This is a genomic window from Leifsonia sp. Root4 (assembly GCF_001425085.1).
Lineage (GTDB): Bacteria > Actinomycetota > Actinomycetes > Actinomycetales > Microbacteriaceae > Microterricola.
Genome location: NZ_LMDN01000004.1, coordinates 148,312 through 174,142, shown reverse-complemented (window position 1 = coordinate 174,142; position 25,831 = coordinate 148,312). Strand labels below are relative to the sequence as shown.

General features: G+C 67.8%; 31 protein-coding genes and 1 tRNA gene. 16 read left to right on the top strand and 16 right to left on the bottom strand.

Going from position 1 to position 25,831, the window contains the following annotated elements; translation table 11 throughout:
* Positions 1 to 40: 40 nt before the first annotated feature.
* From ASC66_RS14145 to ASC66_RS14120, 6 genes are all read right to left on the bottom strand, one after another.
* A complete protein-coding gene (locus ASC66_RS14145) occupies positions 41 to 814 on the bottom strand; it encodes a nucleoside phosphorylase (RefSeq protein WP_055840829.1) in 774 nt (257 codons plus the stop codon).
* Between the two features lie 85 nt (positions 815 to 899).
* Positions 900 to 1,997, bottom strand: a complete 1,098-nt coding sequence (locus ASC66_RS14140) for a BMP family lipoprotein (protein WP_055840826.1) — start codon at positions 1,995 to 1,997, stop codon at positions 900 to 902.
* Between the two features lie 189 nt (positions 1,998 to 2,186).
* The gene (locus ASC66_RS14135; protein ID WP_055841702.1) at positions 2,187 to 3,164 is read right to left on the bottom strand and encodes a zinc-binding dehydrogenase; all 978 of its coding nucleotides are present in this window, start codon (positions 3,162 to 3,164) and stop codon (positions 2,187 to 2,189) included.
* Positions 3,165 to 3,206: 42 nt separating this feature from the next.
* Positions 3,207 to 3,629 carry an organic hydroperoxide resistance protein gene (locus tag ASC66_RS14130; RefSeq protein ID WP_055840823.1) on the bottom strand — a complete coding sequence of 141 codons (423 nt, stop codon included), beginning with the start codon at positions 3,627 to 3,629 and terminating at the stop codon, positions 3,207 to 3,209.
* Positions 3,630 to 3,649: 20 nt separating this feature from the next.
* Positions 3,650 to 4,111 (bottom strand): MarR family winged helix-turn-helix transcriptional regulator, encoded by a 462-nt coding sequence (locus ASC66_RS14125; RefSeq protein WP_200944831.1) that lies wholly within the window; start codon positions 4,109 to 4,111, stop codon positions 3,650 to 3,652.
* A 171-nt stretch (positions 4,112 to 4,282) separates the two neighbouring features.
* Positions 4,283 to 5,311 (bottom strand): LLM class flavin-dependent oxidoreductase, encoded by a 1,029-nt coding sequence (locus ASC66_RS14120; RefSeq protein ID WP_055840819.1) that lies wholly within the window; start codon positions 5,309 to 5,311, stop codon positions 4,283 to 4,285.
* 54 nt (positions 5,312 to 5,365) lie between these two features.
* Here ASC66_RS14120 and ASC66_RS14115 point away from each other — a divergent pair, with 54 nt between their 5' ends.
* From ASC66_RS14115 to ASC66_RS14095, 6 genes are all read left to right on the top strand, one after another.
* Entirely contained in the window at positions 5,366 to 6,361 is a 996-nt protein-coding gene (locus ASC66_RS14115; RefSeq protein WP_055840815.1) for an LLM class F420-dependent oxidoreductase, read from the top strand.
* Positions 6,362 to 6,524: 163 nt separating this feature from the next.
* A complete protein-coding gene (locus tag ASC66_RS14110; RefSeq protein WP_055840812.1) occupies positions 6,525 to 6,974 on the top strand; it encodes a hypothetical protein in 450 nt (149 codons plus the stop codon).
* Positions 6,934 to 7,122 (top strand): hypothetical protein, encoded by a 189-nt coding sequence (locus tag ASC66_RS14105; RefSeq protein WP_055840809.1) that lies wholly within the window; start codon positions 6,934 to 6,936, stop codon positions 7,120 to 7,122. Before ASC66_RS14110 ends, ASC66_RS14105 begins: the two co-directional genes overlap by 41 nt.
* A 104-nt stretch (positions 7,123 to 7,226) precedes the next feature.
* Positions 7,227 to 7,364, top strand: a complete 138-nt coding sequence (locus tag ASC66_RS18345; RefSeq protein ID WP_200944830.1) for a hypothetical protein — start codon at positions 7,227 to 7,229, stop codon at positions 7,362 to 7,364.
* Between the two features lie 82 nt (positions 7,365 to 7,446).
* Entirely contained in the window at positions 7,447 to 7,851 is a 405-nt protein-coding gene (locus ASC66_RS14100) for an MmcQ/YjbR family DNA-binding protein (RefSeq protein WP_055840806.1), read from the top strand.
* Positions 7,852 to 7,890: 39 nt separating this feature from the next.
* Positions 7,891 to 7,963, top strand: a tRNA-Arg gene (locus tag ASC66_RS14095).
* A gap of 47 nt (positions 7,964 to 8,010) precedes the next feature.
* Here the strand turns inward: ASC66_RS14095 and ASC66_RS14090 are convergent.
* Complete coding sequence (locus ASC66_RS14090) at positions 8,011 to 8,388, bottom strand: hypothetical protein (RefSeq protein WP_055840804.1); 378 nt, start codon at positions 8,386 to 8,388, stop codon at positions 8,011 to 8,013.
* Positions 8,389 to 8,426: 38 nt separating this feature from the next.
* Between ASC66_RS14090 and ASC66_RS14085 the strand changes: the two genes are divergently transcribed.
* From ASC66_RS14085 to ASC66_RS14065, 5 genes are all read left to right on the top strand, one after another.
* Positions 8,427 to 8,990, top strand: a complete 564-nt coding sequence (locus tag ASC66_RS14085; protein WP_082492352.1) for a PadR family transcriptional regulator — start codon at positions 8,427 to 8,429, stop codon at positions 8,988 to 8,990.
* Positions 8,991 to 8,994: 4 nt separating this feature from the next.
* Entirely contained in the window at positions 8,995 to 10,749 is a 1,755-nt protein-coding gene (locus ASC66_RS14080; protein WP_055840801.1) for an AMP-binding protein, read from the top strand.
* Positions 10,750 to 11,251: 502 nt separating this feature from the next.
* The gene (locus ASC66_RS14075; protein ID WP_055840798.1) at positions 11,252 to 12,103 is read left to right on the top strand and encodes an aggregation-promoting factor C-terminal-like domain-containing protein; all 852 of its coding nucleotides are present in this window, start codon (positions 11,252 to 11,254) and stop codon (positions 12,101 to 12,103) included.
* A gap of 84 nt (positions 12,104 to 12,187) precedes the next feature.
* Positions 12,188 to 12,841 carry a TetR/AcrR family transcriptional regulator gene (locus ASC66_RS14070; RefSeq protein WP_157509809.1) on the top strand — a complete coding sequence of 218 codons (654 nt, stop codon included), beginning with the start codon at positions 12,188 to 12,190 and terminating at the stop codon, positions 12,839 to 12,841.
* Positions 12,842 to 12,877: 36 nt separating this feature from the next.
* Positions 12,878 to 14,578: an MDR family MFS transporter gene (locus tag ASC66_RS14065; RefSeq protein WP_055840792.1), complete on the top strand. Its 1,701-nt coding sequence runs from the start codon at positions 12,878 to 12,880 to the stop codon at positions 14,576 to 14,578.
* Positions 14,579 to 14,638: 60 nt separating this feature from the next.
* Here the strand turns inward: ASC66_RS14065 and ASC66_RS18585 are convergent, their stop codons facing one another.
* Complete coding sequence (locus ASC66_RS18585) at positions 14,639 to 14,767, bottom strand: hypothetical protein (RefSeq protein WP_286145599.1); 129 nt, start codon at positions 14,765 to 14,767, stop codon at positions 14,639 to 14,641.
* A gap of 143 nt (positions 14,768 to 14,910) precedes the next feature.
* Between ASC66_RS18585 and ASC66_RS14060 the strand changes: the two genes are divergently transcribed.
* Positions 14,911 to 15,270 (top strand): hypothetical protein, encoded by a 360-nt coding sequence (locus tag ASC66_RS14060; protein ID WP_055840789.1) that lies wholly within the window; start codon positions 14,911 to 14,913, stop codon positions 15,268 to 15,270.
* Positions 15,271 to 15,701: 431 nt separating this feature from the next.
* On the opposite strand, the gene ASC66_RS14055 is transcribed toward ASC66_RS14060, so the two are convergent.
* Together ASC66_RS14055 and ASC66_RS14050 are read right to left on the bottom strand one after the other, a co-directional pair.
* Positions 15,702 to 16,145, bottom strand: coding sequence for a MarR family winged helix-turn-helix transcriptional regulator (locus ASC66_RS14055; RefSeq protein ID WP_055840785.1), 444 nt, complete (start codon positions 16,143 to 16,145; stop codon positions 15,702 to 15,704).
* Positions 16,146 to 16,401: 256 nt separating this feature from the next.
* On the bottom strand, positions 16,402 to 16,995 hold the full coding sequence (locus ASC66_RS14050) for a helix-turn-helix domain-containing protein (protein ID WP_055840782.1): 594 nt from the start codon (positions 16,993 to 16,995) through the stop codon (positions 16,402 to 16,404).
* Between the two features lie 90 nt (positions 16,996 to 17,085).
* Here ASC66_RS14050 and ASC66_RS14045 point away from each other — a divergent pair, with 90 nt between their 5' ends.
* Both ASC66_RS14045 and ASC66_RS14040 read left to right on the top strand, forming a co-directional pair.
* On the top strand, positions 17,086 to 18,021 hold the full coding sequence (locus ASC66_RS14045) for an NAD(P)/FAD-dependent oxidoreductase (protein ID WP_055841696.1): 936 nt from the start codon (positions 17,086 to 17,088) through the stop codon (positions 18,019 to 18,021).
* 38 nt (positions 18,022 to 18,059) lie between these two features.
* The gene (locus ASC66_RS14040) at positions 18,060 to 18,320 is read left to right on the top strand and encodes a putative antibiotic biosynthesis monooxygenase (RefSeq protein ID WP_055840779.1); all 261 of its coding nucleotides are present in this window, start codon (positions 18,060 to 18,062) and stop codon (positions 18,318 to 18,320) included.
* Between the two features lie 39 nt (positions 18,321 to 18,359).
* On the opposite strand, the gene ASC66_RS14035 is transcribed toward ASC66_RS14040, so the two are convergent.
* Together ASC66_RS14035 and upp are read right to left on the bottom strand one after the other, a co-directional pair.
* On the bottom strand, positions 18,360 to 19,064 hold the full coding sequence (locus ASC66_RS14035) for a winged helix-turn-helix domain-containing protein (protein WP_055840776.1): 705 nt from the start codon (positions 19,062 to 19,064) through the stop codon (positions 18,360 to 18,362).
* Between the two features lie 647 nt (positions 19,065 to 19,711).
* Entirely contained in the window at positions 19,712 to 20,344 is a 633-nt protein-coding gene (gene upp, locus ASC66_RS14030; protein ID WP_055840773.1) for a uracil phosphoribosyltransferase, read from the bottom strand.
* Positions 20,345 to 20,407: 63 nt separating this feature from the next.
* Here upp and tadA point away from each other — a divergent pair, with 63 nt between their 5' ends.
* Positions 20,408 to 20,878, top strand: a complete 471-nt coding sequence (gene tadA, locus ASC66_RS14025; RefSeq protein ID WP_055841695.1) for a tRNA adenosine(34) deaminase TadA — start codon at positions 20,408 to 20,410, stop codon at positions 20,876 to 20,878.
* Positions 20,879 to 21,150: 272 nt separating this feature from the next.
* On the opposite strand, the gene ASC66_RS14020 is transcribed toward tadA, so the two are convergent.
* Both ASC66_RS14020 and ASC66_RS14015 read right to left on the bottom strand, forming a co-directional pair.
* Positions 21,151 to 21,864 (bottom strand): glutamine amidotransferase-related protein, encoded by a 714-nt coding sequence (locus ASC66_RS14020; protein WP_055840770.1) that lies wholly within the window; start codon positions 21,862 to 21,864, stop codon positions 21,151 to 21,153.
* Positions 21,865 to 21,867: 3 nt separating this feature from the next.
* A complete protein-coding gene (locus ASC66_RS14015; RefSeq protein WP_055840767.1) occupies positions 21,868 to 22,836 on the bottom strand; it encodes a cation diffusion facilitator family transporter in 969 nt (322 codons plus the stop codon).
* Positions 22,837 to 22,858: 22 nt separating this feature from the next.
* Between ASC66_RS14015 and proC the strand changes: the two genes are divergently transcribed.
* On the top strand, positions 22,859 to 23,698 hold the full coding sequence (gene proC / locus ASC66_RS14010; protein ID WP_286145598.1) for a pyrroline-5-carboxylate reductase: 840 nt from the start codon (positions 22,859 to 22,861) through the stop codon (positions 23,696 to 23,698).
* Here the strand turns inward: proC and ASC66_RS14005 are convergent.
* A complete protein-coding gene (locus tag ASC66_RS14005) occupies positions 23,695 to 24,360 on the bottom strand; it encodes a potassium channel family protein (protein WP_055840761.1) in 666 nt (221 codons plus the stop codon). The genes proC and ASC66_RS14005 overlap by 4 nt on opposite strands.
* Positions 24,353 to 25,795: a TrkH family potassium uptake protein gene (locus ASC66_RS14000; protein ID WP_055840759.1), complete on the bottom strand. Its 1,443-nt coding sequence runs from the start codon at positions 25,793 to 25,795 to the stop codon at positions 24,353 to 24,355. Before ASC66_RS14000 ends, ASC66_RS14005 begins: the two co-directional genes overlap by 8 nt.
* Positions 25,796 to 25,831 lie beyond the last annotated feature (36 nt).

Sequence of the window (25,831 nt, the reverse complement as noted above, 5' to 3'; positions counted from 1 at the left end):
GTCGCATCGCGACGGTGCCCCTTCCATCTCGGTACCGAGCTCAGAGGTCGAGCCTGACGGCCGTCTCGAGCGCCACCTCGATGCTCTTCATCCAGCCGGCCTTCAACGATTCCTTCACGCCGGAGTACAGGCTCGTGCCGTCGTAGAGGTTGCTGGATGCCGCGCAGATCATGCCGGCGCGAACGCCCCGCAACCGCGAGACGACGTAGAGCGCGGAGCTCTCCATCTCGACGTTGAGGATGCCGAGGCCGTTCAGCTCCCGGATCCATTCCGGCGTCTCGGCGTAGAAGGCGTCGTCTGACACGTTGAGCCCGGAATGCACCGCACTGTCTGTGCCGACCGCGAGCTCGCGGGCGACCTCGGCCAGCGTCATGGCGATTCCGAGGTCGGGAACCGCCGGGTATCCCGGATGCGCGTAGGCGGCGGTGGTGCCGTCGTTGCGCAGCGTGCCCTCGCTGATGAGCAGGTCACCGGGCTTGACGCCCGGCTGCAGCCCGGCCGACGACCCGACCCGGATCAGCGAGGTGACGCCGACGCGCACCAGCTCCTCCACGGCGATCGCCGTGGACGGGCACCCCATGCCGGTCGAGGTGGCCGTGATGAGCTTGCCCTTGTATGTGCCCGTCATCGTCAGGTGTTCGCGCTGGTGGGCGATGGTCTTCACATCGCTCAGGAACTCGGCGATCATCGGAACCCGGAATGGGTCGCCGGGAAGCAGCGCGACCGTCGACACCTCTCCCGGTGCGATTCCGATGTGATACTGGCGCTCGCCAAGGCCGACGGTGTCTTTCGAGACCACGGTGGAGTCAGTCACTATGAAGCCCTTCTGTGCTGTGTAGGTGCCGTGCTGTGTAGGTGCCGTGCTGTGTGGCTGGTGCACGTTCTGGATGGGGTTGCGGTCACACGCGGGGGGAGGACTGCGACTCCACGACGACGTCGCCCGAGATGATGTCGGCCTTCAGCTGCTCGACCTCGGCGAGGAGCGCGGGATCGATGCGCTCCTCCCAGTCGTGGGTCGGTGCGATCCCGACGCCGTCGTTCTCGAGGGTGCCGACATAGGGGGTCGCGGAGAAGTCGCCGGATGCCGCGGCAAGCGTCACTTCCTTGGTGGCCGTCGTGAGGTTCTTCAGAACGGAGGTCAGGTAGTACTCGCGAAACTGCGGCGTCGTCTCGAAGGCATCGCCGTTCACGCCGATGACGGCGAGGCTGGCGTCGCGCTCGTCGGCGACCGATGCCGATGCCTGGAACAGCGTTCCGGCGACCGGCATGAGCACGTCAACGCCCTGGTCGAGCAGGCCCTCGGTGATCGCGCGCGCCTTGTTCTGGTCATCGAAGCTGCCGACGAACAGCCCGTTCTGGGCCTCCTTGTCCCATCCGACGAGCTTCACGTCGGCGGAGTGCTCCTCGTTGTAGAGCGAGATCCCGTCGGCGAAGCCGTCCATGAAGACGGTGACAGAGGGGAAGCCCATTCCGCCGTAGGTTCCGACGATGCCGGTTTCAGACACCCCGGCGGCGAGGTAGCCGGCGAGGGCAGCGGCCTGAGCCGTGTCGAAGAGGATCGGCTTGACGTTGGGCAGCTCCACGGGGTTGCCCTCTTCATCGCTCAGCGTGCTGTCGACGAGCGCGAAGTCGATGTCTTCGCTCGCCACCGCGGCATCGCGTGTTGCGGCGGCGAGCGCGAAGCCCACGGTGACGATGAGGTTGCAGTTCTGGTCGACGAGGCCGGAGATGTTGCCGGCGTACTGGTCTTCTGAGGCCGATTCCGCGCGCTTCGTCGATGCACCGAGTTCATCCGCGGCGGCGACGACGCCCTCGTAGCTGAGCTGGTTGAAGTCCTTGTCGTCGAATCCGGTGAGGTCCGACACCACGCACGGCACGAAGGCGGATGCCGTGTCCGGTGCGCCGTCCGCGGCGGGCGGGGCCGCGCAGCCCGCAAGGAGGAGGGTGCCTGCCGCACCGATGGCGAGGCCGATGGTGGCCAGGTGGTTGCGTCTCATAGTTGACTTCCTTGTCTACAGTGGCCGATGTCGGCAGCAGTATGACATTATACCTCTTCGAATCTGAGGGCAACCATGAGGTGGAGCGCGGCCACCCCACAAACGGAAATAGCGCCCTCACAAGGACGATTCGGCCAGAATCATCCTTGTGAGGGCACTATCTCCTGAAAGCGGATGCCGCGGCGCCGGTTACGGGTGCAGCAGCACCTTGCCGACACGGCCGGGCTCGGCGCTCGCCGCAACGGCGGCCGTGATGTCGCCGAACGCGTAGCTCGCAGCGACGGGCAGGGTCATCGAGCCATCGAGCACGCGCGCGATCAGCTCCTGGAAGAGCTGGCCCCGGAGCTCGGCCGGCATCTCGCGGCTGACGACGCTGCCCCAGAAGCCCTTGACCGTGGCCTGCTTGAAGATGACGTCGCCGGAGGCGAGTTCGAGCGTCGGCGAGGCCATGGCTCCGAAGACGACGAGGGTGCCGTTGACGGCGAGAGCCGAGAGCACATCGCCGGCCGCGCGCCCGCCGACGGAGTCGATGCCGACCCGGATCGGGGCACCGCCGGTGAGCGCGGTGAGCTGCTCACGCCAGTCGGGGCTGTCGGTGGCGATGATCCGCTCGATCCCCTGGGCACGGAGCTCCTCGATGCCGTCAGCGCGTCGGACGAGGCCGACGACGTTGATGCCGCGGGCGGCGCCCAGCTGGGCGACCATGCGGCCGACGGCTCCATTCGCTGCGTTCTGGATCATCCAGTCGCCCTCGTGGAGGTCGAGCGAGTGCAGCAGGCTGAGCGCGCTGAACGGCATGGAGACGAGCTGCGCGGCGATCTCGTCTGACAGCGCGTCGGGCACGGGGATCAGCCCCGCGGCGCTTGCCACGAAGTACTCGGCCCAGACGCCGAACGTGCCACCGGTCGTGACTCGCTGGCCGATCGCGAGCTGGTCGACGCCGTCGCCGAGGGCGTCGACGACGCCGACGGCCTCGGTTCCGGACTGGGCGGGCAGCTCCGGCTTGAAGCCATAGGTGCCGCGGACGGTCCACAGGTCGTGATTGTGGATCGGCGAGAGGAGGGTGCGCACGCGGACCTGACCGGGGCCGGGCTGGGGGAGTGGGCGTTCCTCGACGGCCAGCACGGCGGCGGGGTCGCCGAAGGTGTGGTGGACGAGCGCTCGCATGGTGCCGGTGCCGTCGGTGTTCATGGTGTCCTTGTTCATTGTTCAGTCCTCCGAGACCGTGATGGTGACGTCGATGTTGCCCCGGGTGGCATTGGAGTACGGGCACACCTGGTGGGCGGCATCCGTCAGAGCCTGCGCCTGGGCGGCTTCGATTCCGGGGAGGACGACCTCGAGCAGCACGCCGAGCTGGTAGCCGCCCTCGTTGTTGGGGCTGATCTCGACGCGGCTGCCGACCGCCGAGTCCGTGAGCTTGACCTTCTGGCTGCGGGCGACGGCCTGCAGCGCCGAGTGGAAGCAGGCCGCGTACCCGGCCGCGAAGAGCTGTTCGGGGTTGGTGCCCGCGCCCGTGCCGCCCATTTCCTTGGGGATGGCGAGGTCGAGCTGGAAGGAATTGTCGCTCGTGGCGACCTTCCCGTCGCGTCCGGCGCCCGTGGAGAGGGCTTCGGCGGTGTAGAGGACGTTCATCAGTGCCTTTCGTGTGCGGTTCAGTGCGTGTCGATGCGCTGCGTGTCGGGGCGCGCGCTCACGGCGTGCATCGTCTCGGTGAGGTGATGCAGCGTGTCGATCAGTGCGGCCGCGGAGAGTTCATCGGGCAGGCCGGTGCCTGCGGCGATCCGCGCGGGGATGTGGGCGAGCTCGGAGCGGAGTTCGCGGCCACGTTCGCCGACGGTCACCGTGACGACGCGCTCGTCGGGGGCCCGGCGCTCGCGCCGGAGCAGTCCACCCAGTTCCATCCGCTTGAGCAGGGGTGACAGCGTCCCCGAATCCAGTTGCAGGTGCTCGCCGAGTGAGGAGACGGTCTGGTCACCCTCGAGCCACAGCGTCACGAGCACGAGGTACTGCGGGTAGGTGAGGCCCCAGGGCTCAAGCAGCGAGCGATATGCCTGGGTCGTCGCGCGGGTGGCGGCGTAGAGGGAGAAACACACCATCTCATCTGTCACGGCCATGATTTTATGGTCGCACACCATTCAATTGTGCACAACTTAATAGGTCCACGGTGCGAGGTTGGACGCCCGGGGCATGCCCTCGCGCCGAAACAAGGAGATAGCGCGGCTACAAGGACGGTTCGGGCGGAAACGTCCTTGCACGCGCACTATCTCCTTGCAAGCGGATGCCGGCTAGCCGAGATTCGGTGTCCAGCCGATCGCGGGCGCGACGTGGTCGGCGATGGTCTGCAGCAGGCGCGCGTTGTAGTCGACGCCGAGCTGGTTCGGCACGGTGAGCAGCACGGTGTCTGCGGCCTGCACCGCGGCATCCGCGGCGAGCTCGGCCGCGATCTGGTCCGGCTCGCCCGTGTAGCTCTTGCCGAAGCGGGCGATGCCGCCGTCGATGTAGCCGACCTGGTCCTGGTTCTCGCTGGAGCGTGCGCCGAAGTATGCGCGGTCCTCGTCGGTCGTGATGGGGATGACGCTGCGGCTGATCGAGACGCGCGGCGTGCGCTCCCAGCCCTGCTCGGCCCACGCAGCCCGGTACATCGCGATCTGCTCGGCCTGCAGCTGGTCGAATGGCACGCCCGTGTCCTCGGTGAGCAGGGTGGAGCTCATCAGATTCATGCCCTGCTCGGCCGCCCACTGGCCGGTCGCGCGGCTGCCCGCACCCCACCAGATGCGGTCGGAGAGGCCGGGCGACTGCGGCTCGATCGCGAGCGGTTCGTAGCTGCCGGTCATCTGCGGGTTCGGCTCGGCGACGCCGGCGCCGCCGATGGCGGCCCGGAACAGCTCGGTCTTCGCGCGGGCGAGGTCGGCATCCGTCACGCCCTCCGGCGGAACGTAGCCGAAGGTGCGGGCACCGTTCATGGCCGGCTCGGGTGATCCCCGGCTGACGCCGAGCTGCAGTCGGCCGCCGCTGATCAGGTCGGCTGCGGCCGCCTCCTCTGCCATGTAGAGGGCATTCTCGTAGCGCATGTCGATGACGCCGGTTCCGATCTCGATGCGCGAGGTGCGTGCACCGATCGCCGCGAGCAGCGGGAACGGCGAGGCCAGCTGCTTGGCGAAGTGGTGCACCCGGAAGTAGGCGCCGTCGATGCCGATCTCCTCGGCCGCCTCGGCCAGCTCGATGGATTGCAGCAGCACGTCGCTGGCGCTGCGCGTGCGCGATCCGGGAATGGCCTGATAGTGCCCGAAGGAGAGGAATCCGATGCGTTTCACTCCGAGTGCAGCGCTCCGGGCGCCGCGCTTATTCCTGCCCCTAGACTGCCGTGCATGCGATTTGGAACTTTCATTCCCCAGGGCTGGCGCCACGACCTCGTCGACATCGATCCCAGTGACCACTGGGACACCATGCGGGCACTGGCCCAGTCGGCGGATGCCGGCCCGTGGGAGTGCATCTGGGTCTACGACCACTTCCACACCGTGCCGACGCCCACCGATCAGGCCACGCACGAGGCGTGGACGCTGATGAGCGCCTTCGCCGCGGTGACCGAGCGCGTGCGCATCGGCCAGATGTGCACCTGCATGAGCTACCGCAACCCCGTCTACCTCGCCAAGGTCGCGGCGACCGTCGACCTGATCAGCGGCGGGCGCACCGAGATGGGCATCGGCGGCGGCTGGTACGAACACGAGTGGCGCGCCTACGGCTACGGCTTCCCCGGCATCGGGGAACGCCTCGGCCGCCTCCGCGAGGGCGTCGACATCATGAAGCAGGCGTGGACGAGCGGCGAGGCCACGCTCGACGGCGAGTACTACCAGGTCAGCGGCGCGATCGTGCAGCCGAAGCCACCGCAGCAGGGAGGCATCCCGATCTGGGTGGCCGGCGGCGGCGAGAAGGTCACGCTGAAGATCGCGGCCCAGTACGCCGACTACACGAACTTCACCGGAACGCTCGCGGAGTTCGACCACAAGAGCGCCGTGCTGCGTGGGCACTGCGACGCGATCGGCCGCGACTTCGCCAGCATCACCCGCTCCTCCAATTTCAACACGATCGTCGCCGACACCGAGGCTGAGGTCGCCGAGCGCATCAACGCCGTCGAGGCGCGCATGGCCAGGCACGTGGGGGCGGATGCCGCCGCCGCCTACATCCACGAGAACTACCGCTCGGGCTCGGTCGCCGTCGGCACGCCGGAGCAGGTGATCGAGCGGCTGCAGGAGCGCAAGAAGCACGGTCTCGGCTACGCCAACCACTACTTCCCGGAGGCCGCGTACGACCGAGCGACGCAGCAGCTGTTCGAGCAGACCGTGATCCCGGCGCTCGCCGACTGAGGCGCGGGCGGCGATCTGTAGACTGAATACGCAAGCGACGAGGGCGCCCTTACCGGGGCGCCCGTGCGCGTTAAAGCGAGCCACAGCACGGCATATCCGCTCAGCCACACCACGGCACAACGCGCTCAGCCACGCTTGCATGCACTCAAGGAGAATCACAGTCATGAAGTCGACCCGCCTGGTCACCACCGCCGCACTCACCCTCGGTGCCGCCCTCGCTTTCACCGGATGCGCCGCAGAGGCCAGCACCGATGCCGCGGCTCCCGCGACCACCGTCGAGGCCTGCACCGAGGTGCGCAACGTCACCAACGGTGCCCTCAACACCCTCGCCGGCGACATCAGCGCCGACCCGGCCAGCGTGAGCGAGTACTTCGGCCAGCTGACCGACCGCGTGAACGCCCTCGTCGGCACCGTCAAGAACGAGGGCGCCGACAAGGCGTTCGGCGACTTCTCCGCCGCACTCGGTGAGGCAGGCGCCTACGTCGCAACCGTTCCCGCCGCAACCGGCGAGGCGCCCGCAGAAGAGGCAGAGGCCGACCCCGCCCTCGTCGCCGCCGTCACCGGCGTTCAGGATGCAGCCGTCGAGGCCGCAGCGAACTGCTCGGCCGAGTAACGCGGCTCCCTGTTCCATCCCGGATGCCGGGGCGACGCTCGTCGCCCCGGCATCCGGCGTCTCCGGCGGCGGCCCGGGTGCGCACCCGCTCGGCGTCGTCTACGGCAACGAGATCGTGCTCGCCGAGATGCTGGGCGAGCGGGCCTGAAGCGCGGGGAAGGTGGCAGAGTGCCGGGAATGGTCGGCGGCCGCCGGGATTGCCCGTAGCCTCAGCAGCACAGGGTCACCGTGGCTCTCGACGGAGGCACGACCATGGCAGAGAAAACTCAACGAAAAGACACTGCCAAGAAGGCAGAACGGTCACTCAAGGAGAAGCGTGCCGACAAGCGCGCGAAGAGTGGCGCGTCATCGCGCGACAGCGATGCCGTCACGAACGTCAAGAAGCGCTAGTCAGTAACACCGGCATCCGTCGACCGATTGATCCTGGTCGCCGACGGATGCCGTCACCCCCGGCATCGGCTAGCCTGTCGCCATGGAGCACCCCAGGCTCTTCGAACCGGGCGATCCGCTGGTGCAGCGGGTGCGCGAACTCTGCCTGGACCTGCCCGAGGCGGTCGAGGTCGAGGCCTGGGGGAGGCCGACGTTCCGAGCGCGCAAGCCGATCTTCGTGCACACCGGCTCGTCGATGACGCGGCCGTACTCGATCGTCATCAAGACGGACCCCGACGAACACCCCGCCCTGGAGCAGGACGCCCGCTTCTTCCACGCGCCCTATTACGACAGCGCCAGATGGCTCGCAATCGACTTCGACGGGCCGGGCGTCGACTGGCGGTTTCTCGCCGAACTGATCGAGACCTCGTACCGTCAGGTGGCCACGACACGCCAGCTGAACCTGCTCGAGTTGGCGCGACCACGAGGGCTGGGCTATAGTAACTGAGTTGCTTCTGAGCGCCTAGCTCGCCCAGATTGCTGACATGCGCCCGTAGCTCAACGGATAGAGCATCTGACTACGGATCAGAAGGTTAGGGGTTCGAATCCCTTCGGGCGCACAGAGTACAAGGCCTCATCCTCGGATGGGGCCTTGTCTGTTTCCCGCTCAGGCCAACGCGACGATGAGCGTCAACACGGCCAGAACCAGGCAGCACGGCGTCATCGTGAGCCGCTCCGAGCGACTGCGCGAGATCCCGTTCATGCCGACGCCGATCACGAAGTAGCCGAAGAGCACCCACGTTCCCACCACGCTCACCGCGTCGGGCAGAACCGAGATGACGGAGGCGCGATCGAGCAGTACCACGGCGAAGAGCGCGTACAGCACGATCGACACGGCGCTGCCGATGCGCAGCGCGGTCGGCAGCCGGGTGTGCGCCCCACCCCACGCGAATCGGCCGATCGGAGCCCCGGCCGCGAGCATGCCCTGAAAGACGGCGAGGGCGGCGAGGATCGCGGTCGCCACGACCGCTGCGATGATGGGCATGCCTCGACCGTAATGTATCTGGCAGATATGCTCAAGGCATGGCGCCCAAGCGATCACAGACCGAACTCGCCGTCCTCGGCGCTCTCTCCCTCGCGCCGATGTCGGGATACCGTGTGCGCGCGGAGATCCTCTCGACGGTCGGCCACTTCTGGGCCGAGAGTTTCGGGCAGATCTACCCGGCGCTCGCCCGCCTGGAGGCCGCCGCTCTGGTGTCGCGCGACGACAGCGGGCGCTACCTGCTCACCGATCGAGGCCGACTGCGCCTCGCGGAGTTGCTCCGAGAAGCGCCAGAGAGCGCGCCGCCCCGCAACGGGGTGCTGCTGCGACTCTTCTTCGGCAGGAAGCTCGGCGTCGACGGATGCCTCGAGCTCCTCGATCGCATGGAGCACGACGTGGCCCTGAAGATGCGCACATTCGCAGAGATCAGGGCCGAGCTCGATCCCAGTGACCCCGATGAGCGTTTCGCCCTGATCACGGTCAGTGCCGGGGAACACAACGGGCGCGCCACCCTGGCCTGGATCGCCGAGAGCCGCATCGCCCTGGCCGCGGCGCCACCCGCGTCGCCCGCGAGTGATGCGGGCCCCGAATCGGCGGCAAGATAGAACAATGGCCGCCATCGACAGCACTCGCGAACACGCCGGAACGATCGCACTGCGGGCCGCCCGCGACCAACTCCTCGGCCTCCGCACCGATGGCGCTCGGGCCCGCGCCGAATTCAGCTGGCCGGATGTCGGCGCCGACTTCAACTGGGCGCAGCATTGGTTCGACGTGCTCGCCGATGGCAACGACGCGGCCGCGCTCTGGATCGTCGAAGAAGACGGCACCGAGGCCAGCTACAGCTACGCCGAGATGCGCGAACGATCCAACCGCCTCGCCAACTGGTTGCGGGCCGAGGGTGTGCGCCCCGGTGACGCCGTCATGCTCATGCTCGGCAACCGGGTCGAGCTGTGGGATTCGATGCTCGCCGTGCTGAAGCTCGGCGCCGTCATCCTGCCGAGTTCGGTCGTGCTCGGCCCGGCCGAGCTGGCCGATCGGGTCGAACGCGCCGCCGTGCGCTTCGTGATCGCCGATCCGACGGATGCCGCCAAATTCGCCGACGTGTCTGGCGAGTACCGCGGCATCTGCGTCGGCGCGGCCGGAGCGCCAGGTGACGGCGCGGCAGCACCGGCCGGCTGGCTCGACATGGCCGACGCGGCCTCGGCGCCGGCATCCGCGATCCCGAACACGGTCGGCAGTCAGGACCCGGCCCTGATCTACTTCACCTCGGGAACGACGAGCGTGCCCAAGATGGTCGTGCACAGCCACCTCTCCTACCCGGTCGGTCACCTCAGCACGATGTACTGGATCGGTGTGCAGCCCGGTGATGTGCACATGGCAATCAGCTCGGCCGGCTGGGGCAAGCACGCCTGGAGCAGCCTCTTCGCGCCGTGGATCGCCGGTGCGACGGTGTTCGTGTACAACTACTCGCGCTTCGACGCGGCAGCCCTCGTCGCCCAGCTCGACCGAGCAGGCGTCGCCACCTTCTGTGCGCCGCCGACCGTGTGGCGCATGCTGATCCAGAGCGAGGTGCGGCAGAAGCCACGGGGGCTCCGCGAGCTGCTCTCGGCCGGCGAGCCGCTGAACCCCGAGGTGATCGCGCGCATCCGAGAGTGGTGGGGGCTCGACATCCGCGACGGCTACGGCCAGACCGAGACGACGGCGCTCATCGGCAACACCCCCGGCGCCCCGCTGACCCCCGGAGCGATGGGACACCCGCTGCCCGGTGTTAGCGTGGCCATCGTCGACCCGATCACCGGCGCGCCCTCGACGACCGGCGAGGGCGAGATCTGCCTCGACCTCAGCACCCGACCGCTGAACCTGATGACGGGCTACCTCGGCGACGACGCCCGCACCCGCGAGTCGATGCGCGGCGGCTACTTCCACACCGGCGACGTCGCCAGCCGGGCCGATGACGGCACGCTGACCTTCATCGGCCGCACCGACGACATCTTCAAGTCCAGCGACTACAAGGTCTCGCCTTTCGAGGTCGAGAGCATCCTGATCGAGCACCCGGCCGTTGCCGAGGCCGCGGTCGTCGGGGCACCGGATGCCACGCGGCTCAACATCACGAAGGCCTACATCGCCCTCGCAGCGGGCGTGGCGCCCGATGAGGCGACGGCCCTCGCGGTGCTCGCACACGCCCGCACCTCACTGCCGCCGTACATGCGGGTGCGCCGCATCGAGTTCTTCGAGCTGCCCAAGACGGCATCGGGCAAGATCCGCCGCGTCGAGCTTCGACAGCGTGAGGTGGATGCCGCAGACGCCGGCGTGCGCTCGCCCGGGGAGTGGCGCGACGAGGACTTCCCCGGCCTCAAGCGCTGAGCGCCCCGCCGGTTGAGCGCCCCCGCCGGTTGAGCCTGTCGAAACCGTGCCCTCACCCCGCTGGTTGAGAACCTCCGCTGGTTGAGCCTGTCGAAACCGTCCCAACGGATTTCGACAGGCTCAATCAACGGGCATGGGTGGCTCCATCGGCGTGCGTTCCGTACGGACCCCGCTGATCGAGTAGTGAGGAACGAGCGTATCGAGATCAAGGTCGCCGGGATCTCGATACGGCCGCGGGCGGCCCACTCGATCAGCAGCTGGGGCGGCCGCGGGCGGCCTACTCGATCAGCAGCTGGGGCGGCCGCGGGCGGCCTACTCGATCAGCGTGCCGGGCGGAGCGGGCGCTGTCGGGCGGCTCGACCGGTTGCGCGCCGGCCTCCGAAGTCCATGCGTTTGGATGCTTTATCCAGCAAAAGATGAGCTTTCGTACATTTTTGTGGTTCAGGCTTGGTGCTTTGCGCCGCCCGGCGCCGCCGCCAAACGAAAAGACTTCTCTCCAGTTATGCAGCCCGACTCGCTCTCGACATCGCCAACCGCCAACCCCACCAGCCCCGCCCAGGCCGAATCCGCGGAACTCTCCCGCCATCGCCTCACCCGGCGCCGACGCTCGCGTCGCAAGCTGCTCCTCGCCGGTGGCGTGCTCGCGATCGGTGCGATCGCAGGCTCGGGATTCGCCATCAACGGGGTCGCAATGCACACCGCCGCTCTGCAGGAGACGGTTGCGCTGAACGCCAGTGCGGCCGACCGCAGCGAGAGGGCCGGTGTCTACTCCGGAATCGCCAAGGCGCACGCCGCGAGCTCGGCCAAGGCGACGATCGATGCTGCCGCGGTGACGCTGGCCAGCGCAGAGGGCAAGGTCGACGCGGCGCCGCTCGCGGCATCCGTCGCCTCGCTGGAGGGCTTCGAGCTGCTCCCGGTTGATGACGTGGCAACCCTCACGAAGCAGACCCAGTCGGAGATCAGCGCCGTGCAGGCCGCCGTCTCCGAGCACGAGGCTGCCATCGCCGCGGCTGCCGCCGAGGCCGCGCAGCTGGCCGCCAACAACACGCCGGCCGGCGCCCGTGAGGTCGCGCGCACCATGGCCGCCGAGAAGTACGGCTGGGGTGCCGACCAGTTCGCCGCCCTCGAGAAGCTCTGGCAGAAGGAGTCCGGCTGGTCGTACACCGCCTACAACGCCTCCAGCGGTGCCACCGGCATTCCCCAGTCGCTGCCCGGCAGCAAGATGGCCACCGCCGGCGCCGACTGGGAGACCAACGCGGCCACCCAGATCGCGTGGGGCCTCGACTACATCGCCCGCGGATACGGCAGCCCCTCCGCGGCCTGGGCGCATTCGCAGTCGATGAACTGGTACTGAGTCCCGCCGCAACGTGGCAGCCCCCGGAGTTCGCTCCGGGGGCTGTTTTTGCACTCCGGGCAAGATCGTGCATAATTGCACTTTGTGATTGAGAGTGCAAAGACGGTGGCGGATGCCCCCGCGCCCGGCCCGCGTGAGCGCCGCATGGAGCGCACCCGCCGGGAGCTCACCAGCCACGCACGGCGCCTGACCGTCGAGCGCGGGCTGCACGGCTTCACCGTCGAGGAACTCTGCGAGATCGTCGGCGTTTCCCGCCGCACCTTCTTCAACTACTTCGCCGCGAAGGAAGACGCCGTGCTCGGCCACCGCGACGACGGCATCCCCATCGAGCACCTCACCGTGTTCATCAACGCCCGCCCGGCCGACTGCGTCGGGATATCGCCGAGCCTGATCGACGACCTGATCGCCATGGTCATCGTCACGCTCGAGGAGCTCGCCGCCGAGGGGCAGGGTTTGACGACCCCGGAGGCGGTGATCGCCCGCGAGCCACAGTTGCTCGGCAAGTTCCTCCGGGAGGGCGCCGAGATGGAACGGCTGCTCGCCGGAATCATCTGCGAACGCGAGGGCCTGCCGGAGGGCGACCCGATCGCCGAAATGGCCGTCGGCGTCGTCGGCGTCATGGTGCGCCGCGCGGCCGGCCTCTACTTCCGCCCGGAGAACACGGCATCCTTCTCCAGCCACCTGATGAGCTCGGCGGATGCCACCAAGAGACTCTTTGCCGCGACGCTCAGCGCGTAGCCGCGAACGCACACGAACCCCCAACGAAAGAAGCGCATGACCGCCGCAGTAACAGAGCAGCCCCTGCTGCTCACCCAACGACGAATCTGGATCATCTTCTCGGCGCTCATCGCCGGCATGATGCTCTCCAGCCTCGACCAGACCATCGTCTCCACCGCAATGCCGACGATCGTCGGGCAGCTCGGCGGCGTCGAGCACCAGGCCTGGATCACCACCGCCTACCTGCTCGCCACCACCATCGTGATGCCGATCTACGGCAAGTTCGGTGACGTTCTCGGCCGTCGCAACCTGTTCCTGATCGCGATCGCGCTGTTCACGCTCGCCTCCATCGGTGCCGCGTTCGCAGACAGCTTCTGGATGTTCGTGGCCTTCCGCGCCATGCAGGGCCTCGGCGGCGGTGGCCTCATGATCCTCTCGCAGGCGATCATCGCCGACATCGTGCCCGCCTCCGAGCGCGGCAAGTACCTCGGACCGCTCGGCGGCATCTTCGGCCTCTCGGCCATCGCCGGTCCGCTGCTCGGCGGCTTCTTCGTCGACCACATGACCTGGCAGTGGGCGTTCTACATCAACATCCCGATCGGCATCGCGGCCTTCGCCATCGCCTGGTTCGCGCTGACGATCCCCAACAAGAAGGCCACGAAGCGCATCGACATCGCCGGTGTCGTCGCTCTCTCGTTCGCCACGACGCTGCTCATCTTCTTCACCGACTTCGGCGGCAGGTCCGACTACGGCTGGGACGCGCTCGAGACCTGGATGCTCGGTGCCGGCTTCCTGGCCGCGGTTGCCGCGTTCATCTGGATCGAGGCGCGTGCAGAGGACCCGATCATCCCGCTCGCCCTGTTCCGCAACCCGATCTTCGTCAATGCAACGGCCATCGGCTTCACCCTCGGCCTCGGCATGTTCTCGGCGATCGCCTTCGTGCCGACCTTCCTCCAGATGTCGTCTGGCACCTCGGCTGCGGCATCCGGTCTGCTCATGCTGCCGATGATGGTCGGCATGATGGGTACGTCGATCTGGTCCGGTATCGCCATCACGAAGTCGGGCAAGTACAAGATTTACCCGATCGTGGGCGCGCTTGTGACGGCGCTGGCGATGACGGCGATGACCACGCTCGCCGCGTCGACGCCGATCTGGCTGATCTGCGTCTACCTGTTCGTCTTCGGAGCCGGTCTCGGCCTCATCATGCAGGTCGTCGTCCTCGTCGTGCAGAACGCCGTCGACCCCGAGATCGTCGGCACGGCCACGAGCACGAACAACTACTTCCGTGAGGTGGGTGCGTCGCTCGGCGTCGCGATCTTCGGCGCGCTCTTCACGACGCGCCTCTCGGAGAACCTCACGGCCATCTTCACCGAGGCCGGGGCCACGGATGTCGGCAATGCCACGGCCACGCTCGACCCGCAGACGCTCTCGCAACTGCCTGAGCCCGTGCGCGACTCGATCGTGAACGCATACGCCGAATCGCTGGCGCCGGTGTTCTGGTACCTGATCCCGTTCATCCTGATCGCGTTCGTCTTCGCGCTGTTCCTCAAGCAGATCCCACTCTCCGACCAGGCCGGAATGGTGGCCCGCGGTGAGGCGATCTCCGGGCCGGAGGCCGAGGCGCTCGAGGCCGCACAGCGTGCAGGCGGGTCCATCGAGCACGATGCCGCCGATCTCATTGGGGCAAGCACCGGCTCGGTGCCGACCCACGACGCCTCGAGCGGCCGGTCGGAGGGCGGGGACGCCCCGCGGGCGTAACCCGCTCAGAGCGGAACAGACCGGGGTCGGCGCACATGCGCCGGCCCCGGTCGTTCGTGTCTAGTGGCCCTTCCGGGCCTTGATGAATCCGGTGTCGGACTTCTCCTCGCGCTTGGCTGCTCTCTTGTCTTTCAGCGAGAGCTGCGGGGCCTTCTTTGCGTTGTTGCCCTTGGGGGATTTCCCGGCCATGAACATCACTCCTTCTCATCGTGCGGTGAGCTTCCGAAGACCATAGCCCATTCCCCGCCGGAAAGCATCTCGTACCTGATCAGGAAAAAAAGATCGAAGCTTGCTAGGGTGGGCGGTTACGGTTCACGAGAGAGGAGTTCGTTGTGGACGCATTTTTGAAGCAGGTCGAGTCGCTCACCGCCGAGGAGATCGCGCTGATCGCATCAGCACAGGCCGCGGCCCAGCGCACCGCTCGCGGTCCGGCCTATCGCCAGGGGCGAGAGCACGTCGCCCGGCTCGATGAGGGCGGTGCCGTTGCGGCTCGCATCGACGAGAGCTTCCTCGCCGCCGTGCGCGAGTCCGGGTTCACGGGAGAGAAGGTGCGCGCCCAGTCGGCCGTGCGCTGGGCCGGTCTCGCCGCAGCCTTCCGCACCGAACTCAGCGCCGATGAGCGCGAGGCGCTCGACTCGGCGTGGCGCGCTGGCATGGCCGAGGCCGAGAGAGCGCTCATCGGCAGCCGCTGAATCGGTGCTACCCGAATGGGGCACGTGGGGTTTATCATCGCAGTGTGCGTTGATCCACCCAGATCGCGCACGCAGTTGACCTGACGCGCCGCCTTCGGCGGCGTGCCGAGCCACTGTCGCCGACCCGAAAGGCAACAGGCTATGGAGCCCGAACTCCACACGTCAGCACGCGCGGTGACCGCGCGCGCCTGCCGCGCGCAGCATTCCCCAGTTCCGTCTGACGTTCGACGAAACGGACTGCCCGCAGCCTCTCGCCCCTGGGCCGGGCACCGTTCACCCTCGGGGATGCGGTGTATTCGCGCTCGGCAGGCAATGTTCGGGTCGCCTGTTTGAGAGGCATCCTGCGAGGGACGCCGCGATGGGGCGGGGGGTAGGGCCTCCGTCCCATTGTCCTGCCTGCCGGGGTGCGCTCGCGCAGCCATCGGCAGTGCTCAGACGGTGCTGCCGTTGCCCCGCAGCTTGTCGCAGAGAGCGGCCAGTTGGGCCATCTCGCTCGCATCGAGTGCGCCGCCGACCCGGCGCGCAATCGAGTCCATGTGCGAGACGGCGACCTCGCGGAACAGCGCGTAGCCGGCATCCGTCAGCACGATCACGGCCCCGCGGCCGTCATCGGGGTCGTGCTCCTTCTCGAGCAGTCCGCGGGCGCACATGCGGTCGACCAGGCGGCTGACACTCGGCTGGGTGAGCAGCATGTGCCGGGTCAGTTCGCGCAGGCGCGAGCGCCGCCCCGGCTGCCTGCTCAGGCTGAACATCACGTCGTACTCGTTGAGTGAGATCTCGCGCGAGGGAAACTCCGCCGCCAGGGTACGCATGACGCTTACCTGGGCACGGAAAAGTGATTCCCAGGCGGCGACCGCCTCTGTCCTCTGGCTCATTGCGCCTCCCCAGCCTAAGAATAGGCATTCGGGGCCGTTAACGTGACTGAGGGCCGGTCGTTGAGGCTAACGACCGACCCTCTCCCTTTGCACCAAGAGTGTCCTGCAATCACATTCTGCGCCAGCTGCCACAGCAAACAACTGGCGCTCTTTGAATATATAACGAAGCGGTAACGAACGCTAGTTATCTGATCGTTATTTTTCTGCGAGTTTCCGTGGGGCGGAAATGGCCCGCCACTCCGCGCGGTCCGGGCCCTCAGCCGTGCCCGGATCCCGTGCTGCGGGCGCGCAGGTGAATGCGCTCGCCCTGCTTGCCGAACATGCTGAGGATCTCAACCGGGCCGGCTCCCGTCGACCCGAACCAGTGTGGATTCTGGGTGTCGAACTCGGCGGCCTCACCCGGCCCGAGCACGATGTCGTGCTCGCCGAGCACGAGCCGGAGGCGGCCGTCAAGCACGTAGAGCCACTCGAAGCCGCTGTGTGTCTTCAGGTCGACCTCCTGTTCTGACGCGGGGATCGCGACCTTGTAGGCCTGTGGCTCACCCTGGTGCTGCGAGAGCGGGGTGAGCACCCGGCCGTCGGATCGCGTCGATGTCCGTTGTACCCGGGGGTCTTCGATCCGCGGGGCCGTCACGATCTGATCGAGTGGAACGGCCAGCGCCGCCGCGATCGGCAGCAGCAGTTCCAGGCTCGGCTTCCGCTGCCCGGATTCCAGGCGGGAGAGCGTGCTCTTCGAGATCCCGGTCGCGGCCGCGAGCTCGTCCAGGGTCAGGTTCTTCTTCTGTCGGATGCGGCGCAGGCGCGGGGCGATCTGTTCCAGCTCGGCTGTGACTCGGAGGGTGGCGCTCATGCTCCCATCGAAGCAGCCTGTTCCAGTTTTGGCAACAAGATTCCCATTTCACAGCGTCCTGGTGTCATCGTGGATGCGGAGGTGGTGACCATGACGACAACGCACCACGATGTGATCATTCTCGGGGCAGGAGCCGCTGGTCTGAGTGCCGGGCTCGTGCTGGCCCGCGCCCAGGCACAGGTGCTGCTGCTCGATTCGGGCGCGCCCCGCAATGCGGCGGCGCGTGTGATGCACGGCTTCCTCTCGCGCGACGGCATGCCGCCGGCCGAGTTCGCCGAGGTGGGGCGCCGTGAGGTGATGGATGCCGGAGGCGCCGTGCTCGCGGCCTCGGCAACGTCGCTCACGGGCGACGCCGAACACGGCTTCACGGTGACAACGGCCGATGGATCCACCGTCCAGGCGCGAGCGGTGCTCGTCGCGACCGGGCTGCACGACGAGGTCCCCGACATCGCCGGTCTCCGCGAGCGGTGGGGCACGCTCGTGCACCACTGCCCGTACTGCCACGGCTACGAGGTCCGCGGGCAGGCCCTCGTCGTGATCGGCGGCGCGGCCAGGGCGATGTCGCTCAAACAGGCCGGGCTGCTCCGGCGGTACAGCGAGCGCGTGACCGTGGTCAGCAACGGCATCGAGCTCACGGATGCCGAGCGCACCCGCCTCGAGTCCGTCGGCGTGCAGGTCGTGGTCGGCGCCGTCGCCGGGTTCCTCGGGCGGCCGGGCGCGCTCGACGGGGTCGCCCTCGTCGACGGCCGCACGGTCGCGTGCGATGCGGCGTTCGTCGCGCCGGTGCCCCGCGCCCACGACTCTCTCCTGCGCTCGCTCGGCTGCGCAGAAGACGAGACGAGCGGGCTGATCGCCGTCGACGCGGCGGGGCAGAGCAGCGTCCCCGGCGTCTGGGCTGCCGGTAACGTCGTCACGCCGGGTGCTCAGGTGATCAGCGCGGCCGGGGCCGGCAGCACGGCGGCGATCGCCATCAACGGCTGGCTTCTCGAGAAGGATCTCGACGCGGCATCCGCGGCCCGGCCGTAGCCGACATCACCCCGTACACACCACGAAAGGAACCCACCATGACTCAGTCCATTTCCCAGCAGGCTCCGGCAGGAACCCAGCGCCCACCGTCGGTTCACGCGCGGGCACTCATCACCTGGCTGGCGATCTTTCCGCTCGTCACCATCGGCTTCTACGTGATCGAGCCGTTCGCGGGCGACTGGAACCCCATCGCCCGCGCGTTCGTGCTCTCGATCGTCGTCGTGCCGCTCGCCGTGTACCTGGTGGTTCCGCAGCTCATGCGCGCGTACCAGGCCATCCGGCGACACCGCCGGAGCTGAGGAACTCGCCGGGCCGAGGCCGGGCCCGGCCGAAACCGCCTAGAAGAAGTCGGGGCTCGGGGTCGAGGCCTGGCGGATCGACACGTCTGCGTGACGGTCGAAGCGGTAGCCGACGCCGCGCACGGTGCGCACGATGTCCTCGTAGCCACCGAGCTTGGAGCGCAGGCGACGCACGTGCACGTCGATGGTGCGCTCGTTGGGGACCTCGTCCTCATCCGCGTTCCAGAGCGAGCTGATGAGCTCGGCGCGGTCGATCGTGCGGCCCTCACGCAGTACGAGGTACTGCAGCAGCTCGAACTCCTTGTAGGTGAGCGCCGCGGCGTCGCCGTCGAGCAGCACGCGCTTGCGGCTGATGTCGACGATCACGCCGGCGGGGTGGCGGTCGGCATCCGAGTCGTCGAGCTGGCGGTGCTTCGCAAGCGCCGCCGGGTCCTGCAGTGCCAGGCGCACGACGTCGACGTCACGTCCGCCTGCACCGGCCGGGGCCAGGGCGACGGCTGCGTAGGTCTGGGCGCTCGGGGCGATCTCGCCGGTGAGCTCCTTGATGGCCTCGACGATGCGGTGCAGGCTCGTGCCGGCTGCGGCGGCCTTGGCCTCGTCGAGTCCGACGTAGAGCACGAAGCCGCGGGCCTCTGTGCCCTCTGGGACGGCGCGAATGCGGGGGGCGGCGCTCGGGGCGGGGGCCAGGCTCAGTGCCGGGCGAGTGGTCTGGATGGGGGCGGGGGCGAGCTGTGCGATCGACATGAGGGGTCCTTTGGATGATGTGAGGCTGGGGAACCCCGAGCGGGTACGCTCTCGCCGCCGGCCTCAGAGCGAGGGTCGGTCAGCGGTCGACGGATGACGTCGAGCTGGAGGTTCGATGAATGTGCAGCGCTGCTGCTGTCGTTCCGACACTCAGATGTCGGAGCGGGGGAGAAGCTGTCCGTGTGCGGGGCTTCGGGAGGTCGTCTTCCGGGCTCTCGGCCCTGTCAGCGCGATCTCGGCAATGGTTCGCGGATCAGCGGCACATTCGACAACACATGGCTGCACCACCGGGCATCATCATCCCGGTAGTCCTCTGGGCCTCGGGGGAGGTCAGGGGGTGAGCGTTCGTTGTCATGTGGTGTAGTCAAGCGAGTGTTACGGCGGGTGTCAATTCAGTGACGCAAAAAGACGCAATTCGTCACGCACAGCGTGCGCCCGGGCAGTGCGCAGGTGGCATGATCCGTGACAGGGGGCCCGTTCGTCAAATTATCCTCGACTAATGGCGACTTCATCGGATTTCCGTGAAACAAAGCGGGGGCGGCGAGTCGCAGGTCGAAGAAGCTTCACGCTTCAGGCAAATGAAAACGGGCAGCGCACCGGAGTGCGCTGCCCGTCAGAAGTATCGGAACAGGAGCTCAGGGCGCGGATCAGACCGTGCCGTAGAGGCGGTCGCCGGCGTCGCCGAGGCCGGGGACGATGTAGCCGTGCTCGTTCAGGCGCTCGTCGAGCGCGCCGAGGACGATGGTGACCTCGCGGCCCGCCATGGCCTTCTCGACGGCCTCCAGGCCCTCAGGGGTGCCCAGGATGCAGATGGCGGTGATGTCCTTGGCGCCGCGCGCGAAGAGGAACTCGATGGCGGCTGCGAGTGAACCGCCCGTGGCCAGCATCGGGTCGAGCACGAAGCACTGGCGGTCGGAGAGATCCTCCGGCAGGCGCTCGGCGTATGTCGTCGGCTCCAGCGTCTCTTCGTCGCGTGCCATGCCGAGGAAGCCGACCTCCGCGGTCGGAACCAGCTTGACCATGCCCTCGAGCATGCCGAGCCCCGCGCGCAGGATGGGAACGATCAGCGGCTTCGGGTCGCCGATCCGCACGCCCTCGGTCTCGGCGACCGGGGTCTGGATGGTGACGGGCTCCACGCGCACATTGCGGGTGCCCTCATACGCCAGAAGGGTCATGAGCTCTTCGGTGAGCGAGCGGAACACCGGCGATGGGGTGTTCTTATCGCGCAGCACCGTCAGCTTGTGCGTGATGAGCGGGTGGTCTGCAACGTGGACTCGCATAGGCTCAATCCTAGTTCGGCCATGCCCTCCCGTGAGGCGCAATCCGTCGTTCCGGAGGAGATCATGAGTCAACGCACCGAGCACAGCGAGTGGATGCAGCGCGCCATCGCCGAGGCGGAGTCGGCACTGGCCACGGGAGACGTGCCCGTCGGGGCTGTGTTGATCGATGAGACGGGCGCCGTGATCGCCACCGGACACAACGAACGCGAGCTGCTGAGCGACCCGACGGCGCACGCCGAGATCGTGGCGATCCGCTCGGCCACGGCGGCGCGCGGCGACTGGCGGCTCGAGGGATGCACCCTCGTCGTCACCCTGGAGCCGTGCGTGATGTGCGCGGGCGCGATCCTCGCGGCACGGGTGCCCGTCGTCGTGTTCGGCGCCTGGGACGACAAGGCGGGGGCGTCAGGCTCGGTCTACGACGTGCTGCGCGATCGTCGGCTGCACCACCGCGTCGAGGTGTTCGCCGGGGTGGAGGAGGCCAGCTGCGCTGCCCTGCTCACCGACTTCTTCGCGGATCCAGCCCGGCGCCCCTGAGGCACTGCGCGTCCGCTGGTTGAGTAGCGCGACGCGCAGCGTCACGAAAGGCGGCAGCCCGTTCCAAGGCAGCCTCAGGAACTGTGGCTGATGCTGGTGCAGCTTCTTACCTCGCCCGCTCGTTGTGCGCGCCGCTCGTTGTGCATCCGCTCCGTGAGCGCGCCCGTTGGTTGAGCTTGTCGAAACCCAGATTTCGACAAGCTCAATCAACGGGAGGTGGCGCAATCAGCGGGAGGTGAGCTCAATCAACGGGAAGAGGCGAGGCCGGAGCCCTAGCGGGGGAGGCCGTCGAGGTACTCGCCGAAGAGCTTGCGCGAGGCCAGCTGCATGGCGGCGTTGTGCCGCGCGTTGTCGGCGCGGAGTGCCTCGGCGTCGATTCCCTCCGCGATCAACTCGCCGGCGCTGGCATCCACCCACTGATCGTGCATCTCGGCCGTGACCTCTGGATGGAACTGCACGGCCAGCGCCCAGTTGTCGATGCCGAATGCCTCGTTGCCGTAGGCGCTCGACCCGGCGAGGCGGGTGACACCGGCTGGCAGCTCGAAGGTGTCACTGTGCCACTGCATCACGGGCACGCCCGTGATGTGGCGGAGCGGGGAGTCGGCTCCCTCTGCCGTCGGTTCGACGCTGCGGTAGCCGATCTCGTTGCTCTCGCCCTTGTAGACCCGGCCACCGAGCGATTCCGCCATCAGCTGGGCGCCGAGGCAGACGCCGAAGACCGGGCGTTCGGCGTCGATCCGCGCGCGGATGAGGGCGATCTCGTGGGCGAGGTACGGGTGTTCTTGGCTCTCGTACACGCCCATGTCGCCGCCGAGCACGACCAGCAGATCGGCCGCAGCAGGATCGATTGCGTCGAAGTCCGCGCCGGGGGTGTCGACGACGACGACCGAGTAGCCGTGTTCAGTCAGAACGGGGAGCAGGTTGCCCAGGTGGATCGTCTCGTCGTGGCGCAACACCAGGGCGGTGCGGCCGGCGTTCTCAGCCATGGCTTACTCGAGGCCCTTGATCACGAAGGTGTCGGTCGGCGGGTTCGGGCCGTTGAACTTCGAGTAGACGTCTGGTTCGAGGTAGATGACCCTGGCGGTCGGCACGGCGACGCGGATGCGGGCCTCGATGGCGTCGATGGCGGTGGCGACATCGGCGAAGCGCTTGTCGGCGGAGAACGCGATCTTGGCGCCGACCATGAGCTCCTCCGGGCCGAGGTAGAGCGTCTTCATGTGGATGATGCCCTCGTGCTCGGTGCCGGCGAGGATGGCGTCTTCGATGGCGACGGCGTCTGCAGGGTTCGCGCCCTCGCCGACCAGGAGGCTCTTCGTCTCGATGCCGAGCACGATGGCGACCACGATGAGCAGGGCGCCGATGAACAGCGTTCCAACGGCGTCGTAGATTCCGTTGCCGGTGATCGCCGTCAGCCCGACACCGATGAGCGCGAACACCAGACCGACGAGGGCGGCCACGTCCTCCAGCAGAACGACGGGCAGTTCCGGCGCCTTCGCGTGGCGGACGAACGCGACCCAGCCCTGCTTGCCGCGCACGAGGTTGCTCTCCTTGACGGCGGTGCGCAGCGAGAACGACTCCAGCACGATCGCGACCAGAAGCACGACGATCGGCAGCCACCACCAGGCCGGGTCCAGCGGGTGCGGGTGCTGCAGCTTGCTGAAGCCCTCGTAGAGGGAGAACACGCCACCGACCGAGAACAGGATGATCGAGACGACGAAGGCGTAGACGTAGCGCTCGCGGCCGAAGCCGAACGGGTGCTCGGCGTTGGCCTTGCGCTTGGCCTTGCGGCCGCCGAGCAGCAGGAGCAGCTGGTTGCCGGCATCCGCGACCGAGTGCACACCCTCGGCAAGCATTGAGGACGAACCCGATAGGGCCGCCGCAATGAATTTGGTGATTGCGATTCCCGTATTAGCGAGGAAGGCCGCGATGATCGCCTTGTTTCCACCCGATGCACTCATGGAGCAATCCTAGGATGGTGGCGTGACTACAACACACCTGCCTGCAATCGCGTTTCTTGGTGCCGGATCGATGGCCGGTGCCGTCCTCGCGGGGCTGCTCAAGCCCGAGGTCGTCGTCGACGGCGGCATACGCACCACCAACCGCAGCGCCGCGAAGGCGGCCGAGCTCGCCGCATTGGAGGGCGTCACGGCCTTCGCGACCGAGAACGACCCGGAGGCGAACCGTGCAGCCGTGCGCGGTGCGTCGATCGTCGTCGTCGCCGTCAAGCCGGCGATGGTGCCCGATCTGCTCGGCGAGATCGCGGATGCGCTGGAGCCAGGCACCCTCGTCATCAGTGTGGCTGCTGGCGTCACGATTTCGACCTTCGAATCGCTGCTGCCGCCGAGCGTCGCGGTGATCCGCTCGATGCCGAACACGCCCGCCGTCGTCGGCCGGGCAGTGACCGGGCTCTCCGCCGGCACCCGTTCGAGCGAGGAGCAGCTGGCGCTCGCCGTTGCGCTGTTCGAGACCGTGGGCTCTGTGCTCGTGATTCCCGAGGAGCAGATCGACGCCCTCAGCACGATCTCCGGCTCCGGGCCCGCCTACGTCTTCTACCTGATCGAGCAGCTCACGGCCACGGCGGTCGCCAAGGGCTTCACACCCGAGCAGGCCGCGCTGATGGTGAACGACACCTTCCTCGGTGCGAGCGAGCTGCTCGCGGCATCCGGCGAGAACCCGGCAGAGCTGCGCCGCCGCGTGACCAGCCCCAAGGGCACGACAGAGCGCGCGATCGCCGTGCTCGAGGGCGCCGGCATCAGCGCGCTCTTCGACGAGGCGACGGATGCCGCGCTCGCCCGCGCCCGCGAGCTCGCTGCCGGCTAGAGCGCGGCGAAACGCTCGAGGTCGCCCTCGGTGCCGGAGGCGATGATGAGGTCGTGGTTGGAGACCACGGTGTCGGCCGTCGCGTAGGTGAACGGGCGGCCGGGGCTCTTCACTCCGACGACGGTGATGCGGTGCTTGGTGCGCACTCCGGAATCCGTCAGCGACATGCCGCGGATCGGCTTCGGCGGGTACATCTTGACGAGCGCGAAGTCGTCGTCGAACTCGATGAAGTCGAGCATGCGGCCGCTCACCAGGTGCGCTGTGCGCTCGCCGGCTTCCGCCTCGGGGTAGATGACGTGGTTGGCGCCGATACGCTCGAGGATCTTGCCGTGCGACTGCGAGATCGCCTTGGCCCAGATCTGCGGGATGCCGAGGTCGACGAGGTTCGCCGTGATCAGGACGCTGGCCTCCACCGAGGATCCGACGGCGCAGACGGCGACGGAGAAGTCCTGGGCACCGATCTGGCGCAACGCGTCGATGGAGCGCGCGTCGGCCTGGACGGCGTGCGTGACGCGCTCCGCCCACTTCTGAACGAGGGCGGCACTGTCGTCGACGACGAGCACCTCGCGGCCGAGCCGGTCGAGCTGGCCGGCGGTCGCCGCACCGAAACGGCCGAGTCCGATGACGAGCACCGGGGCGTCGTGCTTATTGCGATCAACCAACGATGGGCCTCTCTTCAGGGCGTGTGAACAGCTGGCGGCGCACGCTGGAAGCCAGCGCTGCCGCGAGTGTCACTGTACCAATGCGGCCCATGAACATGGTCAGGGCCATGACGTAGACGCCCTCGGGCGGCAGCTCGGCGGTGAGGCCCGTCGAGAGGCCACAGGTGGCGAAGGCGGAGATGACGTCGAAGAGCACGTAGTCGAACGGCGCCTTGGTGATCTGCAGGATCGCGATGCTCGACACGGCGACGATCGTCGCACCCCAGAGCACGACGCTGACGGCCAGGCGCAGGATGTCGCGGGGGATGCGTCGCCCGAACGCCTCCATCGACTCATTTCCGCGTGCCTCGGCGAATGCCGCGAGGAACAGGACGGCGAGGGTCGTCACCTTGATGCCGCCGGCCGTGGAGGCCGAGCCACCGCCGATGAACATGAGCATGTCGCTGACGAGCAGGCTGGATCCGTGCAGATCGGCGATGTTGATCGTGGAGAACCCTCCCGATCTCGTCATCGTCGAGAGGAAGAAGGCCTGGAAGATCGTGCCGAGAACGTCGTCTTTGCCGAAGGTCTTGGGGTTGTCGAACTCGAGCAGGATGTAGAGCGCGGCACCGGCGACGAGCAGCAGCCCGAAGGTCACCAGGGTCAGCTTCACGTGCACCGACCAGCGGCGAGGCCTGCGCCAGCCCCGCGCCAGCGCGTAGATGACGGGGAAGCCGATGGCTCCGAGCATCACGCCGAACATGAGTGCGCTGAGGAAGACGTAATCCTCCGCCCACGGGGTGAGCCCCGCCGCGTTGGGGCTGAAGCCCGTGTTCGTGAACGCCATCGCCGCGTAGTACAGGCTGTGCCAGGCCGCCTCGCCGGGAGGCACGTCGACGGCGAGCATCCGTGGGAAGAGGACGAGCGCGACGATGGCCTCGATGGCCAGGGCGCTCACCGCGACGGTCGCCAACAGATTGCCGACCTCGCCGAGGCGCACGGTCTGGCCCTCGTTGACCGGGCCGACGTGCAGACGGCTGGGGTTCGTGTCGCTGGCGGCCATCAGCTTGGCCCGGAGCCCGAGGCGGCGGCTGATGATCATGCCCAGGATGGATGCCAGCGTGAGCACGCCGATTCCACCGATGTTCACACCGATGAAGACGAGGACGTCGCCGAAGTCCGACCAGTGCGTCGCCATGTTGACGGTCGCGAGCCCCGTGACGCAGATGACCGAGACGGCGGTGAAGAGGGCGTCGGGAAGCGGAGTCATCTTGCCGTTCTCCGCGGCGATCGGCAGCGAGAACAGCAGCGTGAAGAGCAGCACCAGTGCGGTGAAGATCAGGATCGCAAAACGGGACGGCGAATGCCCGGCAAAAGCGTCCAGCCCCTCGCGAAGACGCCCCGGAAGAGAGCGCAACGTGAGCGGGGCACGCTGTCGGCGCACCGCAGTCCCCATCGAAATCCCTCCGCCAGACACGCTCTGTGTCGAATG

Coding starts and splice junctions, on each gene's coding strand:
- ASC66_RS14080 (WP_055840801.1), top strand. CDS start 8,995: ATGGCCGCCATCGACAGCACTCGCGAACACGCCGGAACGATCGCACTG.
- ASC66_RS14085 (WP_082492352.1), top strand. CDS start 8,427: ATGGCGCCCAAGCGATCACAGACCGAACTCGCCGTCCTCGGCGCTCTC.
- ASC66_RS18585 (WP_286145599.1), bottom strand. CDS start 14,767: ATGGCCGGGAAATCCCCCAAGGGCAACAACGCAAAGAAGGCCCCGCAG.
- ASC66_RS14135 (WP_055841702.1), bottom strand. CDS start 3,164: ATGCGAGCGCTCGTCCACCACACCTTCGGCGACCCCGCCGCCGTGCTG.
- ASC66_RS14015 (WP_055840767.1), bottom strand. CDS start 22,836: ATGAGTGCATCGGGTGGAAACAAGGCGATCATCGCGGCCTTCCTCGCT.
- ASC66_RS14105 (WP_055840809.1), top strand. CDS start 6,934: ATGCAGCCGTCGAGGCCGCAGCGAACTGCTCGGCCGAGTAACGCGGCT.
- ASC66_RS14140 (WP_055840826.1), bottom strand. CDS start 1,997: ATGAGACGCAACCACCTGGCCACCATCGGCCTCGCCATCGGTGCGGCA.
- ASC66_RS14115 (WP_055840815.1), top strand. CDS start 5,366: ATGCGATTTGGAACTTTCATTCCCCAGGGCTGGCGCCACGACCTCGTC.
- ASC66_RS14020 (WP_055840770.1), bottom strand. CDS start 21,864: ATGGCTGAGAACGCCGGCCGCACCGCCCTGGTGTTGCGCCACGACGAG.
- ASC66_RS14055 (WP_055840785.1), bottom strand. CDS start 16,145: ATGAGCCAGAGGACAGAGGCGGTCGCCGCCTGGGAATCACTTTTCCGT.
- upp (WP_055840773.1), bottom strand. CDS start 20,344: ATGCGAGTCCACGTTGCAGACCACCCGCTCATCACGCACAAGCTGACG.
- ASC66_RS14100 (WP_055840806.1), top strand. CDS start 7,447: ATGGAGCACCCCAGGCTCTTCGAACCGGGCGATCCGCTGGTGCAGCGG.
- tadA (WP_055841695.1), top strand. CDS start 20,408: ATGAGTCAACGCACCGAGCACAGCGAGTGGATGCAGCGCGCCATCGCC.
- ASC66_RS14045 (WP_055841696.1), top strand. CDS start 17,086: ATGACGACAACGCACCACGATGTGATCATTCTCGGGGCAGGAGCCGCT.
- ASC66_RS14065 (WP_055840792.1), top strand. CDS start 12,878: ATGACCGCCGCAGTAACAGAGCAGCCCCTGCTGCTCACCCAACGACGA.
- ASC66_RS14000 (WP_055840759.1), bottom strand. CDS start 25,795: ATGGGGACTGCGGTGCGCCGACAGCGTGCCCCGCTCACGTTGCGCTCT.
- ASC66_RS18345 (WP_200944830.1), top strand. CDS start 7,227: ATGGCAGAGAAAACTCAACGAAAAGACACTGCCAAGAAGGCAGAACGG.
- ASC66_RS14110 (WP_055840812.1), top strand. CDS start 6,525: ATGAAGTCGACCCGCCTGGTCACCACCGCCGCACTCACCCTCGGTGCC.
- ASC66_RS14035 (WP_055840776.1), bottom strand. CDS start 19,064: ATGTCGATCGCACAGCTCGCCCCCGCCCCCATCCAGACCACTCGCCCG.
- ASC66_RS14075 (WP_055840798.1), top strand. CDS start 11,252: ATGCAGCCCGACTCGCTCTCGACATCGCCAACCGCCAACCCCACCAGC.
- ASC66_RS14130 (WP_055840823.1), bottom strand. CDS start 3,629: ATGAACGTCCTCTACACCGCCGAAGCCCTCTCCACGGGCGCCGGACGC.
- ASC66_RS14090 (WP_055840804.1), bottom strand. CDS start 8,388: ATGCCCATCATCGCAGCGGTCGTGGCGACCGCGATCCTCGCCGCCCTC.
- ASC66_RS14050 (WP_055840782.1), bottom strand. CDS start 16,995: ATGAGCGCCACCCTCCGAGTCACAGCCGAGCTGGAACAGATCGCCCCG.
- ASC66_RS14125 (WP_200944831.1), bottom strand. CDS start 4,111: ATGGCCGTGACAGATGAGATGGTGTGTTTCTCCCTCTACGCCGCCACC.
- ASC66_RS14040 (WP_055840779.1), top strand. CDS start 18,060: ATGACTCAGTCCATTTCCCAGCAGGCTCCGGCAGGAACCCAGCGCCCA.